The sequence below is a fragment of the Mesorhizobium sp. M8A.F.Ca.ET.181.01.1.1 genome, assembly GCF_004792025.1.
Taxonomy (GTDB): Bacteria; Pseudomonadota; Alphaproteobacteria; order Rhizobiales; family Rhizobiaceae; genus Mesorhizobium.
In genome coordinates this window covers 424338-443751 of sequence record NZ_SRTV01000004.1, presented here as the reverse complement: position 1 = coordinate 443751, position 19414 = coordinate 424338, and the positions used below count along the sequence as shown (strand labels likewise).

22 protein-coding genes are annotated in these 19414 nt (G+C 63.3%); 9 read left to right on the top strand and 13 right to left on the bottom strand.

Features of this window, described 5'->3' with window-relative positions; genetic code table 11:
- Nucleotides 1–53 precede the first annotated feature (53 nt).
- Complete coding sequence (locus EN824_RS17905) at nt 54–1343, bottom strand: MFS transporter (protein ID WP_135932584.1); 1290 nt, start codon at nt 1341–1343, stop codon at nt 54–56.
- A gap of 119 nt (nt 1344–1462) precedes the next feature.
- Between EN824_RS17905 and EN824_RS17900 the strand changes: the two genes are divergently transcribed.
- Nucleotides 1463–2380: a LysR substrate-binding domain-containing protein gene (locus tag EN824_RS17900; protein WP_135932583.1), complete on the top strand. Its 918-nt coding sequence runs from the start codon at nt 1463–1465 to the stop codon at nt 2378–2380.
- Between the two features lie 19 nt (nt 2381–2399).
- Here EN824_RS17900 and der read toward each other — a convergent pair whose 3' ends face one another.
- Nucleotides 2400–3833, bottom strand: a complete 1434-nt coding sequence (gene der / locus EN824_RS17895; protein ID WP_135881555.1) for a ribosome biogenesis GTPase Der — start codon at nt 3831–3833, stop codon at nt 2400–2402.
- Nucleotides 3830–4495, bottom strand: coding sequence for a tetratricopeptide repeat protein (locus tag EN824_RS17890; RefSeq protein ID WP_127281117.1), 666 nt, complete (start codon nt 4493–4495; stop codon nt 3830–3832). Before EN824_RS17890 ends, der begins: the two co-directional genes overlap by 4 nt.
- 216 nt (nt 4496–4711) lie before the next feature.
- On the opposite strand from EN824_RS17890, the gene EN824_RS17885 reads away from it, so the two are divergent.
- Nucleotides 4712–5716 (top strand): polysaccharide deacetylase, encoded by a 1005-nt coding sequence (locus EN824_RS17885; RefSeq protein ID WP_127281116.1) that lies wholly within the window; start codon nt 4712–4714, stop codon nt 5714–5716.
- A 34-nt stretch (nt 5717–5750) separates the two neighbouring features.
- Here EN824_RS17885 and sbmA read toward each other — a convergent pair whose 3' ends face one another.
- The 3 genes from sbmA to EN824_RS17870 all read right to left on the bottom strand — a co-directional run bounded on the left by sbmA (nt 5751) and on the right by EN824_RS17870 (nt 8581).
- Nucleotides 5751–7010 (bottom strand): peptide antibiotic transporter SbmA, encoded by a 1260-nt coding sequence (gene sbmA, locus EN824_RS17880; protein ID WP_135932582.1) that lies wholly within the window; start codon nt 7008–7010, stop codon nt 5751–5753.
- 114 nt (nt 7011–7124) lie between these two features.
- Nucleotides 7125–8285: a YbfB/YjiJ family MFS transporter gene (locus EN824_RS17875; RefSeq protein ID WP_135881556.1), complete on the bottom strand. Its 1161-nt coding sequence runs from the start codon at nt 8283–8285 to the stop codon at nt 7125–7127.
- Between the two features lie 71 nt (nt 8286–8356).
- Nucleotides 8357–8581: a hypothetical protein gene (locus EN824_RS17870; RefSeq protein WP_127278571.1), complete on the bottom strand. Its 225-nt coding sequence runs from the start codon at nt 8579–8581 to the stop codon at nt 8357–8359.
- A gap of 94 nt (nt 8582–8675) precedes the next feature.
- Here EN824_RS17870 and EN824_RS17865 point away from each other — a divergent pair, with 94 nt between their 5' ends.
- The 3 genes from EN824_RS17865 to EN824_RS17855 are packed head-to-tail and all read left to right on the top strand — an operon-like array spanning nt 8676 to nt 11307.
- A complete protein-coding gene (locus EN824_RS17865; protein WP_127873070.1) occupies nt 8676–9641 on the top strand; it encodes a LysR substrate-binding domain-containing protein in 966 nt (321 codons plus the stop codon).
- A gap of 23 nt (nt 9642–9664) precedes the next feature.
- Nucleotides 9665–10930, top strand: coding sequence for an aminopeptidase (locus tag EN824_RS17860; protein ID WP_127278561.1), 1266 nt, complete (start codon nt 9665–9667; stop codon nt 10928–10930).
- 14 nt (nt 10931–10944) lie between these two features.
- Nucleotides 10945–11307: a DUF488 domain-containing protein gene (locus EN824_RS17855; protein ID WP_135932581.1), complete on the top strand. Its 363-nt coding sequence runs from the start codon at nt 10945–10947 to the stop codon at nt 11305–11307.
- A gap of 168 nt (nt 11308–11475) precedes the next feature.
- Here the strand turns inward: EN824_RS17855 and EN824_RS17850 are convergent, their stop codons facing one another.
- Complete coding sequence (locus tag EN824_RS17850) at nt 11476–11823, bottom strand: ArsC family reductase (RefSeq protein WP_127873067.1); 348 nt, start codon at nt 11821–11823, stop codon at nt 11476–11478.
- Between the two features lie 150 nt (nt 11824–11973).
- Here EN824_RS17850 and EN824_RS17845 point away from each other — a divergent pair, with 150 nt between their 5' ends.
- On the top strand, nt 11974–12330 hold the full coding sequence (locus tag EN824_RS17845; protein WP_135932580.1) for a metalloregulator ArsR/SmtB family transcription factor: 357 nt from the start codon (nt 11974–11976) through the stop codon (nt 12328–12330).
- Nucleotides 12327–12761: an SRPBCC family protein gene (locus tag EN824_RS17840; protein WP_135932579.1), complete on the top strand. Its 435-nt coding sequence runs from the start codon at nt 12327–12329 to the stop codon at nt 12759–12761. The genes EN824_RS17845 and EN824_RS17840 overlap by 4 nt, the downstream gene beginning before the upstream one ends.
- 144 nt (nt 12762–12905) lie before the next feature.
- Here the strand turns inward: EN824_RS17840 and EN824_RS17835 are convergent, their stop codons facing one another.
- Nucleotides 12906–13259, bottom strand: a complete 354-nt coding sequence (locus tag EN824_RS17835) for a SnoaL-like domain-containing protein (RefSeq protein ID WP_135932578.1) — start codon at nt 13257–13259, stop codon at nt 12906–12908.
- Nucleotides 13260–13446: 187 nt separating this feature from the next.
- Here EN824_RS17835 and EN824_RS17830 point away from each other — a divergent pair, with 187 nt between their 5' ends.
- Together EN824_RS17830 and EN824_RS36555 are read left to right on the top strand one after the other, a co-directional pair.
- Nucleotides 13447–14151, top strand: coding sequence for an SOS response-associated peptidase (locus EN824_RS17830; RefSeq protein WP_135865420.1), 705 nt, complete (start codon nt 13447–13449; stop codon nt 14149–14151).
- Between the two features lie 163 nt (nt 14152–14314).
- Complete coding sequence (locus EN824_RS36555; RefSeq protein WP_272483024.1) at nt 14315–14446, top strand: hypothetical protein; 132 nt, start codon at nt 14315–14317, stop codon at nt 14444–14446.
- 165 nt (nt 14447–14611) lie between these two features.
- Here EN824_RS36555 and EN824_RS17820 read toward each other — a convergent pair whose 3' ends face one another.
- The 5 genes from EN824_RS17820 to EN824_RS17800 form a co-directional block, all read right to left on the bottom strand.
- The gene (locus EN824_RS17820; RefSeq protein ID WP_135932577.1) at nt 14612–15697 is read right to left on the bottom strand and encodes an ABC transporter ATP-binding protein; all 1086 of its coding nucleotides are present in this window, start codon (nt 15695–15697) and stop codon (nt 14612–14614) included.
- Nucleotides 15687–16295, bottom strand: a complete 609-nt coding sequence (locus tag EN824_RS17815) for a cupin domain-containing protein (RefSeq protein WP_127278569.1) — start codon at nt 16293–16295, stop codon at nt 15687–15689. The genes EN824_RS17820 and EN824_RS17815 overlap by 11 nt, the downstream gene beginning before the upstream one ends.
- 177 nt (nt 16296–16472) lie before the next feature.
- Nucleotides 16473–17543 (bottom strand): ABC transporter substrate-binding protein, encoded by a 1071-nt coding sequence (locus EN824_RS17810; RefSeq protein ID WP_127278570.1) that lies wholly within the window; start codon nt 17541–17543, stop codon nt 16473–16475.
- 26 nt (nt 17544–17569) lie between these two features.
- Complete coding sequence (locus EN824_RS17805) at nt 17570–18391, bottom strand: ABC transporter permease (RefSeq protein WP_167531504.1); 822 nt, start codon at nt 18389–18391, stop codon at nt 17570–17572.
- On the bottom strand, nt 18388–19272 hold the full coding sequence (locus tag EN824_RS17800; protein ID WP_127281071.1) for an ABC transporter permease: 885 nt from the start codon (nt 19270–19272) through the stop codon (nt 18388–18390). The genes EN824_RS17805 and EN824_RS17800 overlap by 4 nt, the downstream gene beginning before the upstream one ends.
- Nucleotides 19273–19414 lie beyond the last annotated feature (142 nt).

Genomic DNA, 19414 nt, shown 5'->3' with positions numbered 1-19414 from the left:
GAGCCGGCTGGAGGTCGTGGCTTCGAAGTCCGGCGGTTTTGCGGCGGGAGCGCTCAGGCCCGCTTCAGGAAGATCGGCCAGGCAACCAGGGCGCAGGCGGCGGCCGACAGCCAGACGCCGGGCCATGACCAGAGGTGCAGCAGCCCTGGAATGGCCACCGGGACGAGGAAGAAGCCGACGAAGACAAAGCTGTTGGCAAGGCTGAGTGCCGTTCCGACATGGCCGGCACCGGCCAGCGTGGCAAGTTCGGTATAGGCAACGCCGTGCCAGGCGGAGACCGAGATGCCGGCGACGACAAGCACCAAGGGCAGGACGGCGATCAGGAAGGATTGGCTGGCAGGCATTGCGGGAACGGCCAGAACCAGCAACCAGAGCACCACGAAGGCCAGCGCGCTGAGCGCACTGCACAAGCGAAGAAACTGACGGCGGTTGCCGTGGCGGTCGGTAAAGCGGCCGCTCCAGACGCGCATGACCATGGCGCCGACCTGTACAGCGGTGAGGCTCGCGCTGATCGCTGTCGTGCCAAGCCCGGCGAAGTCGTGCAGGAACACCGACGCGAAAGTGAGGACCGCCACCTGCGGAAAGCAGAGCAGGCCGATCGCCGTCGAGATGCGCCAGACCTCGATGTTGCGCAACGGCGCCGGTCCATCCGATAAGACGGCGTGGGCTTCACCCGCCGGCGGCGGTTCGTGCAGCCAACGCCAGGCAAACAGTGCAGAGAGAGCGGATGCCGCTGCCAGAAGCCCGAACACCGCGGCAAACCCGAAAGCCAGGGCAAGCGATGGCAGGACGAGCGCGCCGAGGCCGCCGCCGAGCGGCACCGCCGTCTGCCTGATGCTCATGGCAAAACCGCGCTCATTCTCCCTGAACCAGGCCATGATAGCGCGGCCGCTCGAACCATTGACACTGCCGCCGAGCAGCCCCGTGATGAGCAGGCTTGCCGCCAGCAGCATGACATCGGGAATGCCTGATCTTGTCGGCACGACCAGCATCGCCATGACCAGGAGCCAGGCCGCCGTCGCGCCAAGCCCGAGCAGAAGCACGCGGCGATCCCCCCAGCGGTCGGTGAGCAGGCCCCATGGCAATTCGCTGAGCGCAACCCCCAGCCCAAGCAGGCCAAGCGCCAGGCCGAGTTCGGCATTGCTCAGGTGATAGCTCTGGCGAAGCACGACCGCCGTTGCCGGTATGCCCGAGAAAGTGGCCGAAAAACCGGCATTCGCGGCAACCCCGATGCCCAGGACCTTCCAGCGGTGGTTGGGGCCGAACACTCTGCCGGCAGGGCTGGCAGCGCTGCCTTGCAGGATTTGTGGTGGCTGTTGATCTGCACAGTCGATGGCGGACATGATTTCATTCCCGTTGCGGGCCGGTGTCTCAGGCCTTGACGGCATCTCTCTATCGCCATAAATCCGTCCTTAAAATAAGGAAGTTTTTGACGATCAATCCTGAAAAACAGGACATTACGATGCAACGGGTGACATTCGACCTCGACGTCCTCAGAAGTTTCGTCACCGGCATGGAGCTGGGCAGCTTCGCCAAGGCCGCCGACCGGCTTGGCCGGTCGACCTCGGCGGTCAGCGCGCAATTGAAGAAACTGGAAGAACAGGCAGCGACGCCGATCTTCCGCAAAGTGGGGCGCGGCCTGGCGCTGACCGAGGCCGGCGAGACCATGCTCGGCTATGCGCGCCGGCTGCTCGATTTGAACGACGAAGCGGCGGCGGCCATCCATGACGTCGAACTGGAAGGCTGGGTGCGGCTCGGTCTGCAGGAGGATTTCGGCGAAGCCGTGCTGCCGGACGTGCTGGGCCGATTTGCCCGAGCCCATCCCAAGGTCAAGATCGAGGCCAGGATCGCGCGCAGCCACGACCTCGCCGAAAGGGTGATGTCAGGCAGCCTCGACATCGCGCTTGCCTGGCACTGTGGCCAGACGCTGCCCTATAGCGAGCATGTCGCCGATGTTCCGATGCGCTGGATCGGTCCGGCCAAGCGCATCGAGACGAGCCTGCGCGACGGCGAGCCACTGCCGCTGGTGGCGCTCGAAGCGCCATGTCTGCTGCGCACGGTCGCGACTGAAACGCTCGACCGCGCCGGGCTGCCCTGGCGCATGGCCTTCTCGAGCCCCAGTCTGGGTGGCATCTGGGCGGCTGTCGCCGCGGGGCTGGGGCTGACGATCCGCACCGACATCGGCTTGCCGGCCAGCGTCAGTGCGATGAAGCCCGAGATCGCCGGCCTGCCGGCGTTGCCCAAGATGGCGCTGTCCCTGCATCGTCGGGATGCCGAAGCCGAGCCCGTGGCGGCCCGCCTTGCCGACATATTACTGGAGGCGGCGCGGCAGGCCCTGCCGGAAAATACGCGGACCGCCGGCTTGCGTGCCGCGGCCTGATCAGCACGAGCGCCGAGGCTCAGCCGCGCTTCTTGGCCCGGCCGGCGAACGGATTGTCCGAGGTGCGCAACGCGATGCGGATCGGCACGCCCGGCATGTCGAAGGCTTCGCGCAGGCTGTTGGAGAGATAGCGGACATAGCTCTGCGGCATCGCGTCCGGCCGCGAGCACTGGACCACGAAACCCGGCGGCCGCGTCTTGGCCTGGGTGACGTATTTGACCTTCAACCGGCGCCCGGCAACGGCGGGCGGCGGGTGATGCGCCAGTATGGCCTCGAGCCAGCGGTTGAGCTTGCCGGTGGAAACACGGCTGTTCCAGACCCTGTGCGTCCTCAGCACCGCATCCATCAGCTTGTCGAGGCCGCGTCCGGTCTCGGCCGAGACCGGCACGGCCTGGATGCCGCGCGCCTGCGGCAGCAGCCGCTCGGTCTTCTCGCGCAGTTCGGCCAACAGCTCCTGCGGGTTATCGATCAGGTCCCATTTGTTGAAGGCGATTACCGGTGCCCGCCCCTCGCGGATGATCAGGTCGGCGATCTGCAGATCCTGCTTCTCGAAGGGAATGGTGGCGTCGAGCACGATGATGACGATCTCGGCGAAACGGATGGCGCGCAGGCCATCCTGCACCGACATCACTTCCAGCTTTTCGTGGATCCTGGCCTTGCGGCGCATGCCGGCCGTGTCGAACAGTTTTATGCGGCGGCCGCGCCAGTCCCAGTCGACGGAGATGGAATCGCGGGTGATGCCCGCCTCCGGTCCGGTCAGCAGCCGTTCCTCGCCGATCAGCGCATTGATCAGCGTCGACTTGCCGGCGTTAGGACGGCCGACGACGGCGATGCGCATCGGCTTGGTATCGTCATAGGCCGGCTCGGCATCCGGATCGGCGATGTCCTCGCCGATCAGCACTTCGTTGATGGCGGCTTCTTCGTCTTCGCTGTCCTCGTCTTCACCGAAGGCGCGCGCCTCTCCAAGCGCTTCGATCACGGCGTCGCGCAGGTCGGGCATGCCCTGGCCGTGCTCGGCCGAAACCGGGATCGGCTCGCCAAGCCCGAGTTCCCAGGCCTCCAGCATGCCGCCTTGCGCGCCCTTCGCCTCGGCCTTGTTGGCAACGAGGACGACCGGTTTGCCGGATTTGCGCACGATCTCGGCAAAGGTCCTGTCATCGGGCAGCAGGCCGGACTTGGCGTCGATGGTGAAGAAGATCAGATCCGCCTCGCGGATGGCGATTTCGGTCTGCGCGCGCATGCGGCCCGGCAAGGTCGAGGCGCCGGCATCCTCAAAGCCCGCTGTGTCGATGACGTCGAAATGCAGATCGTAAAGCTTGGCGGCATGGACACGGCGGTCACGGGTGACGCCCGGCGTGTCGTCGACAAGCGCCAGCTTCCTTCCCACCAGCCGATTGAAAAGAGTCGATTTGCCGACGTTAGGTCTGCCTATGATGGCGACTTTGAAGGTCACGATGCACTGCCCGACCCGCGGATCAGTTCGGACATCAAGGTCGCCCGCTCGCGCGTGTTGCGCGGGGCGCCGTCATCGGAGGCGATCTGGTCGAACAGTTTCAGCGCGTCCTGCGTCTTGCCTTCCTTCCAGGCCGCAAGCCCGAGCGCCTCGCGCGCGCTGTGGCGCAGCGTGTTGGTGTCCGAGGTCAGCGCCTCGACACGGCTGGACACGTCGGCGAAGGAGCCATGGTCGACGAGCAGGAGTGCTGCCCTCAGCCGCGCCATGTCGCGCAGGCCCTGGGGAATGGCGGTGTCGGCGGCGACGTCGTCGAAATCCTTGACGGCTGCGTCGACGTCGCCCTTGTTGGCCTTGACGGTCGCTGCGCGCATGCGGGCGAGCAGCGGATAGGCGCCGTAGCCATCCTTCTCCAGCTGATCGAGCGCGGCCAGCGCGTCGTCGTTCTTGCCGTCATTGGCAAGCTTCAACGCCTGCGAGAAAGCATCGCCGGAGCGGTTGGCGCGCGTCTCGTCCCAATAGCGATAGCCGACGAAGGCGGCGGTACCGAGCACCACCAGGATGGCAATCACAAGCAAGGCCGGGCCGAAACGGTCCCACAGCTTCTGCGCCTGCTCGCGGCGCATCTCGTCATTGACTTCACGGATAAAACTGTCGTCGGACATCGATCAAAACCATTCTTGGCCCCGGGCCGGGGCCGTTCGTGAGCCCGCGTTTTAGCGAAATTTTGTCGGCATGGAAGGGGTTCGACCGGAAAATCGGCTATTCCCGGGGGCAAACGGATGTTTGCCCCGGGGCAAACCCACGAAAACCCAATCGCACCGGCGCCACATTTCGGGGATAGCCGGCTTGCTGACCACCCGGAGCCTGTAAAATTGCCGATGCCCAGTCTGTCCCGTGTTATTGCGTTTTCGCTTGCCTCGCTCGCCGCCGCCGGCGCGGCCCTGGCCGACCCGCCCGCGCCAGCAGAACCAGCGAGGCCGAAGCAGGTCGTCATCATCTCGTTCGACAGTGCCCGCGACATCTCGCAGTGGAAGCGTAGCCGGGCGCTGGCCCAGCGCACCGGGGCGCATTTCACCTATTTTCTGTCCTGTGTCTTCCTGCTGTCGCCCGAGACACGCGGCCAATACGCGGCACCTGGCAAGACCGCGGGCAAATCCAACATCGGCTTTGCCGCCTCCAGGCAGGACGTGGCCGAGCGGCTGGAACAGATCGGTCTCGCCGCCCATGAGGGCCACGACATCGCCAGCCACGCCTGCGGCCATTTCGACGGCAAGGACTGGAGCAAGGCCGACTGGCTGACGGAATTCGCCTCGTTCGAGCACATTCTAGAAAACGCCTATGCCATCAACGGCATTGCGCCCGAACCCGAGGGCTGGCGCGATTTCGCGCATGCGGTGGCGGGTTTCCGGGCGCCCTACCTGTCGGCAAGCAAGGCGCTTTACGAGGCGCTGCCGGCAGCCGGCTATCAGTTCGACGCCAGCGGCGTTTCAAAGGGCCCTGCCCTGCCGCCGACCATCGGCGGCATCACCCGCTTTTCCCTGCCGCTGATTCCGGAAGGGCCGAAATCACGGCCGGTGATCGCCATGGATTACAATCTCTATGTCCGGCATTCCGGCGGCTTCGAGCGGCCAAGCAAGGCCGGCGAATTCGCCGACCGCACCTACCAGGCCTTCCGCGCCGCCTTCAACACGCAATATCAGGGCAAGCGCATTCCGCTGGAACTCGGCTTCCACTTCACACTGATGAATGACGGCGCCTACTGGAACGCACTGGAACGCTTTGCCGGCGAGGTCTGCGTCAAATCAGATGTCGAGTGCATCAGTTTTCGCGATTATGTTTCGCGGCGGGACGGCAGCCAGAAGCAGGCGACGGTTGGCGGCTGAGCTGCCAACCCGTTTCGCATAAATCCCAGACTTCCTAAGCCGGGTCTTCTGCACCCTGCCTTGCCAGATAGCGCTGATCGATGTCCGGCAACGGCTCGCCCAGCAGCGTCGCCTCGAAGGCGCGCAAGCGTTTATGGACCGACTGCAGTTCGACGATGGTCGACCAGGAGGTAAGCAGGAACTGCAGCGAGCCGGTAACCTTGCCGAAGGCGTTGGAGATCTGGTTCAGCGCGCCGAACGTTATCTTGTGCGCGACGAGCGACGGACCCAGGATCAACAGCGAGAAAATGTTGTCGGCCTGCAGGTAGGTGTACCGAACGACGTTGAAATAGATGTAGTGGAAATAGAGCCGGAAATAATTGTGCCGGACATTGGCGAACAGCTCAGCGGTGGTGGCGGGTTGCGCTCTATGCGCATGATCCTCGCCATAGACCAGCTCCTTGCGGTAGGCGGCTTCGACGCGCTGGTTGCGGAACTGCAGTCCCGGAAGCTTCATGCCGGCAATCATCACCGAGATCGTGCCAAACAGGCACCAGGCAAGTGCCGCGACCACCAATGGCTGCGGGATCGCGCCGATGATCGGCAGTTCGCTGATATGGGCCTGCAACTGGATCATCACCGGCAGGAAGGCGATCAAGGTCATGATCGACTGGACGAAACTGGAACCGAGATCCTCCATGATCTGCGAGAACCGCATCGTGTCCTCCTGGATACGCTGCGAGGCGCCCTCGATATGGCGCAGCCTGCTCCAGTTCTCGATAAAGTAGTTGTTCATCGCCGTCCGCCAGCGGAAGATCCAGTGGCTGACGATGAAGGCATTGACCACCTGCACGTTCATGCCGACCAGCGCGAGCCACGAAAAGTCGGCCAGCCCGGTGTAGAATTCGCCGTTGGTCGATTTTCCGGTCCCCGACATCAACCCTTGCACATAGTCGAAGAAGGGGCCGTACCAGGCGTTGACGGCGACGCTGACCTGCACGTTGAAATAGATGAAAAATAGGATGACCGCCGTCATCAAGATCGACCAGCGCTGCCAAGGATGCGGCGAATACCAGCTCCAGAATGCGTAGAAGATGGCCACGCAAAGCGCGAAATAGATGTAAAACCAGAGGAACGGTTTCGACACCAGCACGGCGATGCCGATGATGGGCGCCGCATCGGCGGCTGCCGGCGGAAGGCCCACAAGGCCCCCCAATTGCTCCCCGCCGAAAAACCAGAACAGGATCGCCGCAAGGCTCCAGATGGCGGCCGAAGAGAAGAAAAGCTTCGGCTGCGGGAAGAAGGATACGAACACTGTGGCGAATTCCTCGATCTATGCGCAAATCAGGTGGGTTCGGCGGGCATAAGGTCACACATTAGGGGGAAAGAAAATGCCTGCCCGAGTTCAGGCGCAGAGCAAGACCACAAATCATGGCGATTTTGGCGCGGCCGACCATGTGACGGCGCCGGAGACGACCAGGACGGCCGCGGCGACGATGGAGGCGAGGAAGAAATCGCCCGACGCCTGGGCCAGAAGCCCGGCCGCGATCGGGCCGATGATCTGGCCAAGACCGAAGGAGGCGGTCATCAAGGCAAAGATGCGCCGGGGTGACTTCGGCGCCTGCTGCCGTGCGGCCTGCAGGCCAAGCGCCGTGATGGCAATGAAGGTGCCGCCGAGCAGCACGCCGCCAAGCAGCGGCCCCGTGCGCCCGCCTGCGGCGACGCTCGCGGTAACGCCGACAACTTCGACGAAGCACCCCAACGCATAGGCGGCATAGAGCCCGATCCGCGCCGATATCTTCTGCCAAAGCCAGACCGAAGGGAAACCGGCAAGGCCGGCAACCATCCACACTTCGGCCTCGAAGACGCGGCTGCCGCCGCCTTGGCGGACGATGGCGACGAGGAAGGTCGCCGTCACCACATAGCCGAAACCGAACAGGCCATAGGCGACGATCGCCTTCATCAGCGACAGGTCTTTCGGCAGCGCCGGCTCGTGGACGGCTTCGCCATTGGTGAGCGGACCCTGGTTCGCCAGCAGCGCCACGGCGACGAAGCCGCAAGCCGAAATCGCGCCCGACCACAGCCAGCCCTGCGCCCAGCCGGCATGTTCTGTGACCAGCACGGCCATCATCGCCGCCGACATCGCGATGCCGAGGCCAACGCCGCCGAAATGCCATGCCTGCAGGTCGCCCCGCCCGGCCTCCGCGATATGGCTGAAAACGATGCTGGCCATGAACACCATGACGAAGGCGCTGGCCAGACCGGCCAGAAAACGGATGGCGAGAAAGGCGGCCATGGCATCGGTCAGCCCCATAAGGGCGGCCAGCACGGCGCTGGCACCGAGGGCTGCCAGCATCAGCGAACGCTCGCGTCCGTGCGCCCAGTTGCCCGCCGCCACCAACGCGCCGACGAGGTATCCGAGATAGTTGGCCGAGGCGATCCAGCCGGCATCGGCCGGCGACAGATGCAGTTCCTCCATCATGCCGGGCAGGATCGGCGTGTAGACGAAGCGGCCGATGCCCATGGCGACGGCCATGGCGATCATGCCGGCGAAGGCGTAGCGAAGCGCTGTCGATGGGGCCGATGTCATTGCAGTGCACAATAAATCTGCGCACGGGTGAAACAATCCGCCTTGTGTTGGGCCAGTGCCGGACCGCGCGCTCAGCAGCGCCCGCCGAAACCGGCGTTCAGCGAAACGGTCTCATGCACGGTCCGGCGCGCCGTCAAGCGGAACGGCACATCGCCGAGTTCGCGCTCCGACATCGCGTCAAGCGCGGGATGCGCAAGCGGATCGGTCAGCCAGCTCAGCGTGTCGACGTCGCAGCGCGTGTCATCCGACGAAGTGGCGGCGAACAGGACCTTCAGCGACGACAACATCCTCAGCATTTCCGGTTCCATGGGCCTGTCTCCGTCCAAAAGTCAGCCGTTTCGGTATCTCTTTCAATTGAGATTTCGGCCGGATCGGTTTAGAAAATCTCAAATGGCCATGCTCAACCGCGTTCATCTCAACGGCCTTCGCGCCGTGGAAACCGTCGCCCGTCTCGGCTCGCTCGCGACCGCCGCCAGCGAACTCAACGTTTCCGTCAGCGCCGTCAGCCAGCAGATCAGCCGCACCGAAAAGCAGCTCGGCCAGGCCCTGTTCGAGCGGACGACGAGCGGTCTCGTCCTGACCGAATTCGGCGCCGTCTTCGCGGCCCGCCTTGGCGCCGGATTTCGCGAGCTTGCGCAGGCCGTGGCACTGGCCGACGAGGCAACCCAATGCACATTGGTTGTTTCGGCGGCACCTGCGTTTGCCTCCAAATGGCTTCTGCCACGGCTGTCGCGGCACTTCGACCGGCATCCCAACGTGCTGTTGCGCATCGACGCCTCGGTGCGGCTGGCCAATCTCGATCATTCCGACATCGACATTGCCATCCGGCTTGGCGACGGCAAATGGCCGGGCGGGAAGGCGGAGCTCATTTTGGCGCAGGAAGTCTTCCCGGTCTGCGCACCGGGCATTGCAAGAAAACTGAAGTCGATCGGCGACCTTGCGCGGACCTGCGCCATCACCGACGAGCGGGCGATGATCAACTGGGAAAGCTGGTTCGCCGCTGCCGGCGTTCCACCCGTCAACTTCCAGAAAGGCGCGCGCTTCACCGACCCGATGCTGTGCCTGGAATCGGCGATCGCCGGCCATGGCGTGATGCTGGGCTGGCAATTGCTGACGGCCGATGCGCTGGCCGATGGGCGGCTGGTGGCGCCGTTCGGAATCCGCGCCCAGAGCGGCCTCGGCTACTGGCTGGTGACCTCCGCCACCAAGCCTGAAAGCCGCAAGGTCCGGGACTTCAAAATCTGGATCAAGGAAGAGATCGCGGCGACCATGGCGCAGTTCGGATCGTCGGTCGCGGGGCCCAGTGGCGCGATCGCGGTGGAAAGCGCCGCGGTACCGGTCTATGTTCAATCATAAATCCCACGACGACAGGCAGGATCATGACCACACATTCGCGCGGCGTTTCCGCAACGATCGACCCGGTGAAGCTCGACAGGCTGGCGGAAGTCGCCATCAAGGTCGGGCTGCAATTGCAGCCCGGACAGGACCTGGTGCTGACATCGTCGATCGCGGCGCTGCCGCTGACCAGGCGCATCGTCGAGCACGCCTACAAGGCCGGCGCCGGGCTGGTGACGCCGATCTTCAACGATGACGAGATGACGCTGGCGCGCTACCGCTTCGGCGCCGATGCCGGCTTCGATCGCGCCGCCGGCTGGCTCTATGAAGGCATGGCGAAGGCCTTTTCCAACAATGCCGCCCGGCTCGCCGTACGCGGCGAGGATCCGTCGCTGCTGTCGGCGCAGGATCCGGCCAAGGTGGCGCGCGCCAACAAGGCCAATTCGATGGCCTACCAGCCGGCGCTGGAGAAGATCACCGGCTTCGACATCAACTGGAACATCGTCGCCTATCCGGATCTGGCCTGGGCCAGGCAGGTTTTCCCCGGCGACGCCGACGACGTGGCGGTGGCGAAACTCGCCGACGCCATCTTCGCCGCCTCGCGTGTGGATGTCGAGGACCCGATCGCCAACTGGAAGGCGCACAATGCGGCCTTGCGCGGCCGCACTGAATGGCTGAACGGCCACGATTTCCATTCGCTGCATTTCACTGGACCCGGCACCGACCTGACTGTCGGGCTGGCGGACGGCCATGAGTGGATGGGCGGCGCCTCGACCGCCAAGAACGGCGTCACCTGCAATCCCAACATCCCGACCGAGGAAGTCTTCACCACGCCGCATGCGAGGCGGGTCGAGGGCCATGTTTCCTCGACCAAGCCGTTGTCCTACCAGGGCACGCTGATCGACGACATCTCGGTGCGCTTCGAGGGCGGGCGGATCGTCGAGGCCAAGGCCTCGAAGGGCGAGGACGTGCTGAAGAAAGTGCTCGACACCGACGAAGGCGCGCGCCGCCTCGGCGAAGTGGCGCTGGTGCCGCATTCCTCGCCGATCTCGGCCAGCGGCCTGTTGTTCTTCAACACGCTGTTCGACGAGAACGCCGCCTGCCATATCGCGCTCGGCCAATGCTATTCGAAGTGCTTCGTCGACGGCGCCTCGCTCAGCCAGGACGAAATCGGGGCGCGCGGCGGCAACAAGAGCTTCATCCACATCGACTGGATGATCGGCTCGGACAAGATCGACATCGACGGCATCGCCAAGGATGGCAGCCGCGTGCCGGTGATGCGCAAGGGCGAGTGGGCCCAGGGGCTCTAGCCGGCTGAGATGTGATGGCCTTCGATATTGCAGTCAGGCGCGTCTACGAAGCACCCGAGAAGGCCGATGGCCAGCGGGTGCTGGTGGATCGGATATGGCCGCGCGGCGTCGCCAAGAAGGATGCCGCGTTGACGCTGTGGCTGAAGGAGATCGCGCCGAGCGACGAACTGCGCAAATGGTTCGGGCATGAGCCGGAGCGCTGGGCGGAATTTCAGAAGCGGTATGGTGGCGAGCTGGACCGCAACGAGGAGGCGTTGGCGAGTTTGCGCGCCCTGCTTCGCGACGGCAAGGTAACGCTGCTTTACGGCGCCCATGACGAGGCGCACAACAATGCCGTGGCGCTGGCGAAATACCTGCTTCGTCATCCTCGGGCTTGACCCGAGGATCCATGCCGTGACTTTCATCGAAGGACGCGACGGGGCAGAATTCTCAACCGCTGCAGCACGTTAGCGTCACGGCATGGATCCTAGGGTCTGCGCCGCGTCGCTTCGCTCCTTGCTCCGCCCTAGGATGACGACGGCATAGGGTGCCGCGCTTAACGAACTTTACTTTACAGCCTCCTCATAAACATCCGCCTTGAACCCAACCAGCACCCGATCCCCCACTTCAAGTACCGGCCGCTTGATCATGGTCGGCTTGGCCAACATCAGCTTCTTCGCCTTCTTCTCATCCAGCCCTTCCTTGTCCTTGTCCGGCAGTTCGCGGAAGGTCGTGCTGCCCTTGTTGAGCAGCTTTTCCCAACCGACCTTGCCAACCCAGCCATTCAGTCTGTCAGCCTCGATGCCTTCGGCCCGGTAATCGTGGAAGCGATACGGAACGTCATGGCTCTCCAGCCAGACGCGGGCCTTCTTGATCGTGTCGCAATTGGTGATGCCGTACATGGTAATGGTCAACTCAGGCCTCGGTCGGATGGGGTTGCGAATCCGGCAAAAGCCTAGGCCTGCCCTGCCCGCTTTGCCAGCGCTTTGCTCGGTCGCGGTTTTTGCTCTTGCCAACATTAAGGTTTTTTCCTAAGTATTATTCGAACTCGGGAGCAATGGCCAATGGTCAACCAGCAGACAGCCAGCCAAAGTGTGCCGCCGATCGACAGCATCTTCCGCGCGCTTGCCGACCCGACACGGCGGCTCGTGGTCGAGCGACTCAACAGGAGCCCCGCTTCGGTCAGCGAACTGGCACAGCCTTTCGAGATGGCCCTGCCTTCCTTCATCGACCATCTCAAGATTCTCGAAGGCTGCGGGCTGGTTCGGTCGCAGAAGACCGGCCGGGTCAGGACTTACGAGCTTGCGCCCGAGCCATTGAAGCTCGCCGAAAGCTGGCTGGCTGAGCAGCGCACGCTCTGGGAGCGCCGCCTCGACCAGTTCGACGCCTATGTGATGACACTCAAGGAGCAGGAAACATGAGCTATCCCTTCAAGCCGGATCCCAGGCTGGACCTCGTGCTGGAGCGCGTGCTCGACGCGCCGCGCCAACTGTTGTGGCGCGCCATGACGACGCCGGAGCATGTCAGGCAATGGTTCACACCAAAACCATGGGTGATCACCGACTGCGAGATCGACCTCAGGCCAGGCGGGTTGTTCCGGACACGCATGCAGTCGCGCGACGGCAACGAGGTCAGCGACCGCCATTGCTGCTATCTGGAAATCGTGCCGAACGAGCGGCTGGTGTGGACGGATGCGCTGCTGCCGGGTTACCGGCCGTCAGGTGAACCGTTCATCACTGCTGTGATTTCGCTGCAGCCGGATGGCGGCGGCACGCGCTACACCGCCACCGCCATCCACCGCGACGAGGCGACCCGCGACAACCATGAAGAGATGGGTTTCTTCGACGGCTGAGGCGCGGTAGCCGATCAGCTTGCGCAATATGTGAAGACGATTTGAGCTTCCTGGGTGGCGGCCAGGGCATCGCTGGCCGCCATGTTGATCTCCGCCTTCGCGGCGAAGAGCGCGGACTCCGGAAAGCCAGCTGTGTTTCCGACCTCAGTAGTAAAAACGCTCTTCGGCGATCTTGCCGTTCTTGACCGTGTACAGGCCAACCTCATCCATGGTGACGCGCTGGCCGGTGGCCTTCGGCGTAATGTCGAACGTGAAGCGCAACGCGAACTGGTCGCCGTTGACATAAGGCCCCTCGACGGACCCGCCATGGACTTCGTGGTTCTCTTGCCACCATTGGCTCTTCTGCCTGAGGGCCTCCTTGCCATGGCTGACCGCCATCGGTCCCTCCATGGCCTCGTAGCTGGCGATGTCATCGGCATTGTACTTTTCGGCGGCACCTTGGTTGTTACCCTGCTTGAGCAGTTCGGCGAAATCCTTGGCAATTTCCGCGATGGTCATTTGATGTTCCTCCTGTTCAGACGCACTCGAAGTAGGGGGGTGATCGCCGGCCCGCCACCTTTGCCCGCATGACAGCTGACAAGCTGTGTCAGGACGATCGATATAGCGCGGTTGTGTGACGGCGATTGCAGGAGCGCGGACAGCAGCCTTGGTTGCAGAGGCACGCCAATTCCGCGATGCTGGGTGCATGTGTAACCTCTACAACATCACCACGACACAAGAGGCGGTCCGCCAATGGACGCGCGCACTGCGCGATATCAGCGGCAACCTTGAACCATCCGTCGACATCTATCCCAATCAGCCCGGCCCCGTCGTCCGCAACACGGCAGACGGGAAGCGTGAGCTGGCCAGACTGCTTTGGGGGTTGCCAACGCCACCTGAGCGCATGAAGGGAAAGGCCGACTACGGCACGACCAACGTTCGCAATCCACAATATTCGCACTGGCAACAGTTTGTCGGGGTCGAGCATAGATGCGTCGTGCCGGTCACCAGTTTTGCCGAACCCAGCCCGACACCGAGTGACAAGGACCCAGAAACCGGCATCCAACGCAACTACTGGTTTGCCCGTGACGATAGCCGACCGCTGTTCTTCTTCGCCGGATTCTGGACCCGTTGGCAGGGTATTCGAAAGGTCAAGGACGGACCCGGCGACTTCGAGTTATTCGCCTTCATGACAACCAAGCCAAACGCCCTGATCGCGCCGATCCATGAGAAGGCTATGCCAGTAATCCTGACCACGTCGGAGGAGACCGAGGCCTGGCTTACAGCACCTTGGGCAGAAGCACGGCATTTGCAGCGAACAGCACCAGACAACGCGTTGGTCATCGTCGAGAAGCCAGCCACACAAATCAAGTTTCCACAGCAGGCACCGGCCCAAGGGTCTCTGTTCTAGACTGAAGGGATAGCCGCGTTCCTCATTCCTCGTCTCGCCATATCACACGGCGAACCATGCGGATTTCGACAAGGCGTCTCACACGAATTTTCAAGCGCTCCGCAGCACTCGGCAAAATTATGTCGGCATCAAGTTCGCGAAGCTTGCAGCGCTCGCACCGCATATGCCGTTCGACATCCCAAAAGGGAATGTCACCGACAAGCTTCGCGAGATCGCCAGGCAGATAATGCCGGGTGATGTTGCAGTGCCGGCATCGGACACGAATGAGTTGCCCGACTTCGTGCGCGAGGCATAGGGTTTGCACATTTCGGCGCGGTCGGGTGCTCAATTCCGGCATCAACTAATTTAGGAATGTCTTCCTACATTAGTCAATTCCTACTTAGTTTCCTTGGTCGTTCGTCCACATGTCGATCAGGCCAACCCCACGGCCGTGCGGGCGACCTTGCGCAGTTGAATGAGGCTAGCTGGGCAGCATGGGGCAGTTGGCGCCACGGCGCAGGCTGACGTGCGCCACGTCGCCGGCGCTGAATTGAAACCCCTCGGCCTGGCGGGGCGCGTCGATGACAACGGGCATGCCTTGCCCCAGTTCGGCATGCAGGCGCAACGTGCGGCCATGGAAGACGATGCTGTTGACCCGCGCCGGCGCCGTGCCGGGCGCAGCCTCGGCCGCCGCCAGCAAATCCTCCGGGCGCACGCCGATGGTGCGGACCTCGCCTTCGCCGGGCCACTGGCCGGTTTCGGAAATGGCCTCCAGCGGCAAGGTGCCGGCGGTGAAACGCAGGCGGTGGCCATCCCGGCCGACAAAACGTGATTGCAGGAGATTCATGGTGCCGATGAAGCTCGCCACGAACTTCGTGGCCGGCCGGTCATAGAGGGTCGCCGGCGGCGCGATCTGCTCGATGCGGCCGTTGTTCATGACGACGATACGATCGGAGATCGACAGCGCCTCGGTCTGGTCGTGAGTGACCATGACGAAGGTGGTGCCAAGCCGCGATTGCAGCCGCTTCAATTCGACCTGCATCTGTTCGCGCAGATGCGCGTCGAGCGCCGACAGCGGCTCGTCGAGCAAGAGCACGCGCGGCTCGCAGACAATGGCGCGGGCAAGCGCGACGCGCTGGCGCTGGCCGCCCGACAGTTCCAGGACGCGAGCGCGAAGCTTGTCGGCGAGACCGACCATCTCCAGGGCTTCGCCGACGCGCTTTGCCTGCTCGGCACTGGTGAGTTTTCGCAGGGACAAGCCGAAGCCGACATTTTCGGCGACGTTCATGTGCGGAAACAGCGCGTAGTCCTGAAACACGGTGTTGACCGGCCGCTCGAACGGCCGAAGGGTCGTGATGTCATGACCGTCGAGCAAGACCTCGCCGCTCGACGGGCTTTCGAAGCCGGCAATCACACGCAGGCTGGTGGTCTTGCCACAGCCGGACGGCCCGAGGAGCGTGATGAATTCGCCGCTGACAATGTCGAGATCGACGGTATCGAGTCCGACGATGGCACCTGGAAAAACCTTGGAAACCGCCTGCAGCCGGACGAGTGGATCAGGCGCCATCGCGAACCTCGGACGGCTTCGTGGTGTTGACCCAGAGGATCTGGCACTGCTCCGCGCCGGGATTGCGGAAGGCGTGCAAAAGCGTACTCTTGAAGGCAAAACTGTCGCCGGTCTTCAGCCCGTATTTTGTCGAATCCACCACCAGTTCGACCTCGCCCGAAAGCACGAAGCCGAATTCATGGCCGGCATGGGCGTAGGCTTCCGCCGTGCCGCCACCGGCTTCCACCGTCACCAGCATGCCGGTCAGCGTCGCGCCGGGCGGCGACAGCAGCGCCTTGGCGATGCCTTCGGATTTCACCGGGATCTGACGCCTTTTGTCGGCGCGCACGCAATAGAGATCATTGACCGCATCGTTGCCGTCGGCGATCAGCGCCGACGGCTCGATGTCGAGCGCCGCGGCGAGCGGCCAGATCACCTTGACGCGCAGCGAGGACATGCCGCGCTCGATCTGGCTCAGCGCGCCGATCGACATGCCGGCTTTTGCCGAGAGATCGGCCAATGACAGGCGGCGCTCGAGCCTGAGCGCCCGCACGCGCCGGCCGACGCGAACGTCGGCATCGTCCTTCGGTTTTTCGGCGGCCTCGTCAAGCATGTCCATGTGCAAGTCCTCGTTTGCTTCTTCCTTCTCCCCTTGTGGGAGAAGGTGGATCGGCGCGTAGCGCCGAGACGGTTGAGGGGTGAGTGACAGATCGCCGCCGGCGCCAAGCTGGAGCACCCCTCATCCGTCGCCTTCGGCGACACCTTCTCCCACAAGGGGAGAAGGGAAGGCCGTAGCTTACCCGCCAGCCTTCACCTTCTCGAACATCTTCGCCATATCGTCGTTCTGTTTCATCGGCCCGGTGAAGATCGTGCTCTTCAGCATCACCTCGGGGTCGGACGGCAGTTGCAGCTTCTCCAATTCGTCCTTCGGCACGCCGGCGAAAGCGGTGCCGAGCGAGCTGCCATAGCCGTAGGACTGGATCAGGAATTTGCCGGAGTCAGCGTCGAGCCGGCTGTTGATGAAGTCATAGGCGAGATCGACGTTCTTGGCGTCCTTCAGCATGACGAAACCGCAGGCCCAGGTCAGCATACCCTCCTTCGGCTTCATGAACTCGACCGGCACGCCTTGCTTCTTGAGCGACGTGGCCGATGCATTCCAGGTCATGGCGGCGACCAACTGGCCACTGGCCAGGGCCTGCTCGACCGAGGTCATGTCGGTGGTGTAGCTCGACAGCAGCGGGCGCTGTTCGCGCAGCTTTGCCGCGACCTTGTCCATCTGCTCCGGTGTCATGTCGAAGGGGTTCACGCCTGCCAGAAGAGCCGCGACAATCGGGGTGTCATGCACGGCGTCGATGGTCGCCATACGGCCGGCATATTGCTTGTCCCACAGAAGGTTCCAGCTCGCTTCGGGGTTCTTCACCAGATCGGTGCGGTAGAGGATCGAGGTGTTACCCCAGTCCCATGGCACCATCCAGACCTTGCCGTCGCCAGCCTGCAGGTCGGGCAGGTTCTTGAACACCGGGAAGATCGAATCCCAGTTCTTGATGCGCTTGGTGTCGATCGGCTGCAGCAGGCCTTCCTTGTTCCAGCGCGCCACCTTGTCATAGCAGGGGTGCGCGATGTCGGGCCGGAAGCCGGCCTTGACCTTGGTGAAGGCATCATCGTCGTCGCCGAAGATCGAGGCCTCGACGCCATCGGGGTGCGCGGCAAGGAAGCTCTTGTTGAAATCGGGCAACTCATAGCCCGACCAGGTGAAGTATTGCAGCTTTTCGGCGGCCAGCGTCACGGTCGAAGACAGTGCGAGCGCCAATGCCGCGAGGCCGGCCCGGGCCTTGTGTCCGGTTATAGATCTCAGGTGGAATGCCATTTTCGTTCTCCTCTTCGTTGTTATGGTCAGGCTGGATTGCGGCGCGCGGCGCCGAGCCCGCGATGGCGCAGGATCTCGGCGGTGCCGGCGATGATGAACGATATGGCCAGGATCACCGTCCCGAGCGCCATGACGGTCGGCAGCGATCGGGGGAAGCGCAGCTGGCTCCAGATGTAGAGCGGCAATGTCGGCTCGGTGCCGGCCAGGAAGAAGACGACGATGAATTCGTCGAAGGAGATCAGGAAAGCAAGCATGAAGGCCGACAGCACGGCCGGCAGGCTGAGCGGCAGCATGACGCGCCGGAACGTCGTCCAGTCGGAAGCGCCAAGGTCGAGGGCTGCCTCGCGAACGGTCCTGGGGATGGCGGCGAACCGGCTGCGCATGATGACCACGGTGGTCGGCAACGCGACCAGGATATGGCCGAGAACGATGGCGATGCGCGATGGCCCGAGGCCGATCAGGTTGACAAGGATCAGCAACGATATGCCGACGATGACGCCGGGGATGAGGATCGGAAGCCGTGCGATGGCGCTGATGGTGGCGGCCAAAGGAGAGCGGCCATAGAGATCCATATAGGACACGGTGATGCCGCACAGCGTGGCGCCCGAGGCCGCGATGGCGCCGATGACGAGACTGTTGACGAGCGCACCCGACAGTGCCGGATTGCCGTAGAGCGTGGCATACCATTGCAGCGTGAAGCCCTGCAGCGGAAACGCGGCCTGGATGGAATCGTTGAAGGAAAACAGCGGGATCAGCAGGACCGGCAGATAAAGGAAGATCAGATAGGCAAGCACATAGAGGCCGAGCCAGCGGCCATCCCGTTTCATGCTGGCGCGCCCTGTTTTCATGTGCGGCTGCCAAACCGGCGGTCCGCGCCGCGCGCGACCAGTACCACGAGCAGGATGACCAGCATGACGCAGACCGAAAGGGCTGCGCCGAACGGCCAGTCATTGGCCTTGCCAAACTGCGACTGGATCAGCGAGCCGATCATGGTGCTGGCCGGACCGCCCACCATGGCCGGCGTGACATAGTCGCCGACCGTCGGCACGAAGACGACAAGCGCGGCGGCCAGCACGCCCGGCATCGAATTGGGCAACACGACCCGACGGAAGGAAGTGAACGGCCTCGCGCCCAGATCGGAAGCGGCCTCGATCAACGATTTCGGGATCGTGTCCAGCGCCACATAGATCGGCAGGATGGCGAACGGCGCATAGGCGTGCGCGAGCGTGACGACGACAGCGGCGGGCGTGTTGAGGAAGGTCAGTGTCGGCTCGGACCAGATGCCACTTTCGATCAGCGCCGAATTCAACACCCCATTGTAGGCCAGCACGATCTTCCAGGCGAAGACACGCAGGAGATAGCTGGTCCAGAACGGCAGCGTGACCAGGAACAGCAGCAGGCCGCGCCGCCGGCCGGCGTGAAAGGCAAGATAGTAAGCGACGGGGTAGGCGGTGACGACCGTGGCCAGCGTGACCAGCGCGGCGATGATCAGCGAGCGCAGCGTGACCATCCAGTACAGCGGATCGGAAACCACGGTGATGAAGTTGGCCAGGCTGAAGCCGGCGCCAAGCAGCGACCCGTCATTGCCGCGGAAGGCGAGGAAAAGCACCAGGCCAAGCGCAAACAGGATCAGCAGGAAAGTGACCAGCGCGCCGGGCAGCAACATGGCGAACCGGAAGCCCGATGAAGCCCGGGTCTCTGGCACATGTGCTGCAACTAGGGTCGACATCGACCTGCCCGTCCCAGGATTTTGAAATTGACTAAGGATTTTTCATATTTGTGAAACTGTCAAGCGGATTCAGAGTACTGCGCTGCTGTGAACGGCGATCTCGCATTTGAGGTACAGTTGCCGTCGGCAATAAAACCCGACG

Bases quoted from the DNA above. Each gene is read 5' to 3' on its own strand.
- EN824_RS17905 (WP_135932584.1), bottom strand. From the start codon at position 1,343: ATGTCCGCCATCGACTGTGCAGATCAACAGCCACCACAAATCCTGCAA.
- EN824_RS17900 (WP_135932583.1), top strand. From the start codon at position 1,463: ATGCAACGGGTGACATTCGACCTCGACGTCCTCAGAAGTTTCGTCACC.
- EN824_RS17890 (WP_127281117.1), bottom strand. From the start codon at position 4,495: ATGTCCGACGACAGTTTTATCCGTGAAGTCAATGACGAGATGCGCCGC.
- EN824_RS17885 (WP_127281116.1), top strand. From the start codon at position 4,712: ATGCCCAGTCTGTCCCGTGTTATTGCGTTTTCGCTTGCCTCGCTCGCC.
- EN824_RS17875 (WP_135881556.1), bottom strand. From the start codon at position 8,285: ATGACATCGGCCCCATCGACAGCGCTTCGCTACGCCTTCGCCGGCATG.
- EN824_RS17870 (WP_127278571.1), bottom strand. From the start codon at position 8,581: ATGCTGAGGATGTTGTCGTCGCTGAAGGTCCTGTTCGCCGCCACTTCG.
- EN824_RS17865 (WP_127873070.1), top strand. From the start codon at position 8,676: ATGGCCATGCTCAACCGCGTTCATCTCAACGGCCTTCGCGCCGTGGAA.
- EN824_RS17860 (WP_127278561.1), top strand. From the start codon at position 9,665: ATGACCACACATTCGCGCGGCGTTTCCGCAACGATCGACCCGGTGAAG.
- EN824_RS17855 (WP_135932581.1), top strand. From the start codon at position 10,945: ATGGCCTTCGATATTGCAGTCAGGCGCGTCTACGAAGCACCCGAGAAG.
- EN824_RS17845 (WP_135932580.1), top strand. From the start codon at position 11,974: ATGGTCAACCAGCAGACAGCCAGCCAAAGTGTGCCGCCGATCGACAGC.
- EN824_RS17840 (WP_135932579.1), top strand. From the start codon at position 12,327: ATGAGCTATCCCTTCAAGCCGGATCCCAGGCTGGACCTCGTGCTGGAG.
- EN824_RS17835 (WP_135932578.1), bottom strand. From the start codon at position 13,259: ATGACCATCGCGGAAATTGCCAAGGATTTCGCCGAACTGCTCAAGCAG.
- EN824_RS17830 (WP_135865420.1), top strand. From the start codon at position 13,447: ATGTGTAACCTCTACAACATCACCACGACACAAGAGGCGGTCCGCCAA.
- EN824_RS36555 (WP_272483024.1), top strand. From the start codon at position 14,315: ATGCCGTTCGACATCCCAAAAGGGAATGTCACCGACAAGCTTCGCGAG.
- EN824_RS17820 (WP_135932577.1), bottom strand. From the start codon at position 15,697: ATGGCGCCTGATCCACTCGTCCGGCTGCAGGCGGTTTCCAAGGTTTTT.
- EN824_RS17815 (WP_127278569.1), bottom strand. From the start codon at position 16,295: ATGGACATGCTTGACGAGGCCGCCGAAAAACCGAAGGACGATGCCGAC.
- EN824_RS17810 (WP_127278570.1), bottom strand. From the start codon at position 17,543: ATGGCATTCCACCTGAGATCTATAACCGGACACAAGGCCCGGGCCGGC.
- EN824_RS17805 (WP_167531504.1), bottom strand. From the start codon at position 18,391: ATGAAAACAGGGCGCGCCAGCATGAAACGGGATGGCCGCTGGCTCGGC.
- EN824_RS17800 (WP_127281071.1), bottom strand. From the start codon at position 19,272: ATGTCGACCCTAGTTGCAGCACATGTGCCAGAGACCCGGGCTTCATCG.